Origin of the sequence: Dietzia sp. SLG310A2-38A2 (genome assembly GCF_014145095.1) — a bacterium.
Lineage (GTDB): Bacteria > Actinomycetota > Actinomycetes > Mycobacteriales > Mycobacteriaceae > Dietzia.
On record NZ_JAALDX010000189.1, the window covers coordinates 1 to 2890 of the forward strand.

Here is a 2890-nt window from a genome sequence, read left to right on the forward strand (position 1 = left end):
GACCCTGACGTCGTCGGCACCGAGTCGCGCGCACTCCTGCAGCGCGGGTGTGACGAACACGTCCCGGGTAGGGGTCAGGACCTGCACCGGGACCGAGGTGTGGCGCCGCTGGGGGCGCCCGAGGTGGCGGCGCATGTTGGCGCGGTACATCTCGAGCCCGTTGACCAGGTCGCGCTCCGGTCGCGGGGCGTCGTCCGGGGGGACCTCGGCGGCGCCGGCACCGATCGAGAGGATCCGGCGCCCGAGTCCGCTGCCCACCCTGCTGCGCCACAGGGCCTCCGGCAACCACGGCACGTGGAACCACCCGATGTAGGTGGAGGACAGCGACTGCGCGAGCATCGGGGCGGTGCGCTCTCGGCCCTCTCCGGTGATCCACAGCCCGACCAGGTCGAGACACGGACCCGAGATCGACGTGAAACTCGCGGCCCGCGAGGCCGCACCGTCACCGGTCACGGCGTGCCAGGTCTGGATGGATCCCCAGTCGTGCCCGAGGAGGTGGACCGGCCGGTCCGGGGACACCGCCCCGATGACGGCGTCCAGGTCGGCGGCGAGCTGGTCGTTGGAGTAGCCGGCCCGGGAAGAGGGCGCCTCGGAGTCCCCGGCACCGCGGACGTCGTAGCTGACGACCCGGTAGCGGTCGGAGAGTTCGCGGGTGACGCCGTCCCAGACGCTGCGGTTGTCGGGGTAACCGTGGATGCAGACGAGGGTCGGGGCGTCGGCCGGGCCGGTGACGGCGACCGCGAGCGAGAGGCCGTCGGTGGTCGTCACCGTCCTCATCTCCGTCTCGTTCCCGCTCATGCGGCGGTCTCCGAGTTCGTGGTGGTCCCCGAGTTCGTGGTGGCCTCGGGGGTCTGGCCCACTCCGCAGGCCAGGCCCTGCCGCCTCCACCTGCGCACGTGCGGGGTCTCGTCGTCGAGCCACACGGCCGACCCGTCCGGGCGCACCACCAGCGCCTCCTCGAACTTGACCCCGACCTCGCGGAAACCGATGTGCGGTTCGACCGCCCACAGTCCGGGTTCCGGACGGTGGGCGGAGATCTTCCCGGACGCCCACAGGGGCGAGCGGTTGTGGGCACGCTCGACCATGAGGTCGCCGACGAGTGTGCGCACGGCACGGCTGCCGAAGCCGAACGCGATGAAGCGGGGGATGCGCGACTCGATGTCGCCGACCTGGTGGGCGATGACGCGTCCGGGGTAGACACGGTGCCGGTTGTCGTAGCCCTGGCGGCGGATCAACTCGTCGACCTCGAGATAGACGTCGCGCAATGTCGCGCCCTCGGTGATGAGACGTGGGATGAGGTCGCGATAGGCGGCCAGATCGGTCATCAACTCGTCGTGGATCGGGTTCTCGCCGAGGACGCGGGCGTAGCCGATGTCCCCCACGGCGCGGTCCAGGACCGGCGCGACGTCGAGGATGTAGGGCATCCCCTGCTCCAACCGGCGGCGGGTCGGGAAGAAGTGCAGCGGCGTGGCGAACCCGCGGAAGGCGGTCCGGTCGCCGAACCAGGCGAACGGGGTGTGGAACCACTCCCGCACACCGCGGTCGGTGAGCCAGTCGTGCAGGCGGGCGGCCACCTCTCGCTCGGTGACACCCTCGTCGAGGGTCGGTGCCACGCTTTCGACGCATTCGTAGGACAGTCGCTGCACGTTCCGGTACCGCTCGAGGAACGTGGCATCCGTCACATCACTGTGAGACATGGCGTCCATCATAGACACCGTGTCTCATTACGCAAGGGCGACGCCGCGGGCGGCGTGGGCGGTCCCGCGGGGCGCTACCTAGTCACGATCCTCGAGCGCCGTGACCCGCGGATCCGGGTCCGTGGTCGCAGCCTTGGCCGCGAAGAACCGTTCGACGGCCAGGACGATCACCACGACCACGACGCCGGCGGCCACCGCGGCCAGGACGACCGGCCAGTCGGACCCCGGGGCCAGGATGTCGGCCTCCTCGGTCTGCCAGGGCCACAGGGCCCGCAGGGAGCCGAGCATCAGGCCGGCCATGGCGATGAGGGTGGGCTTGCGGAAGTCCTCCAGAAGGCGATCGAGAACCTTGACAAACAGCGAGATCCCGACGAGCGCACCGAGCGCGAACACCCCGAGGTAGGCGAAGTTCCGGTCGTCCACGGCCCCGAGGGTCGGCGCGTAGAGCCCCATCGCGAGCAACAGGTACGAACCCGACACCCCGGGCAGGACCAGCGCGCAGATCGCTACCGCAGCGGCCACGAACACCAACAGGTAGGACGGGCCGCTGATCGTCCCGCTCGGCAACCCGGACAGCACGAACGCCAGCGCCGCGCCGCCGACGAAGATCAGCCCCAGAGCCCAGTTCCGTCCACCCGGGGTGGCCCGCGCCATCCCGAGCGGAACCGCGATACTCGCCGCGACCATGCCGAGGAACAACCCGCGTGCGATCTCCGGACTGCCCTCGACGAAGCCCTTGAGCACCCCGGCCATGGTGAAGACCATCGCCAGCATGCCCACCGCGAGCGGGAGCAACAGCCACCAGTCCACGTGGCGGAAGGCCGCCGCCGTGCGCGCCCGGCGGTCCGGGCCGAGAACTGCCGACCGCATCCCGTCCACCACGTGCGCGCCGGAGTCCAGCAACCGCGGGTACACGCCGGTCACCAGCGCGACCGTGCCGCCCGAGACGCCGGGCACGAGCTCGGCCATCCCGATCAGCGCACCGCGGAGCGCGTTCCCGACCATCCCGAGCGGTCCCGGCCGGGCGGGGAGCGGCGACCGCGGGTCCAGATCCGAGTCCGCGACGGGGTCGTGATGGACCGACTCCGCTGCAGCGCCGGGGGGCGTCCCTCCCGGTTCCGGAGTGGACGCGGACCGTGATGACTCGACAGACATCCCTCCACTTTCCCCGACGACCCACCCCGATGCCCAGT

The 2890-nt window shown here is 71.1% G+C and carries 3 protein-coding genes; all 3 read right to left on the minus strand.

The window, feature by feature from the left end; all coding sequences use genetic code 11:
* The coding region (locus G6027_RS07355) for an alpha/beta fold hydrolase (protein ID WP_182636609.1) at positions 1–798 on the minus strand (798 nt) is incomplete at its 3' end.
* Positions 795–1697: a M24 family metallopeptidase gene (locus G6027_RS07360; RefSeq protein WP_182636610.1), complete on the minus strand. Its 903-nt coding sequence runs from the start codon at positions 1695–1697 to the stop codon at positions 795–797. The genes G6027_RS07355 and G6027_RS07360, both read right to left, overlap by 4 nt.
* 78 nt (positions 1698–1775) lie before the next feature.
* Positions 1776–2852, minus strand: a complete 1077-nt coding sequence (locus G6027_RS07365) for a DUF368 domain-containing protein (RefSeq protein ID WP_241726904.1) — start codon at positions 2850–2852, stop codon at positions 1776–1778.
* Positions 2853–2890: the final 38 nt, after the last annotated feature.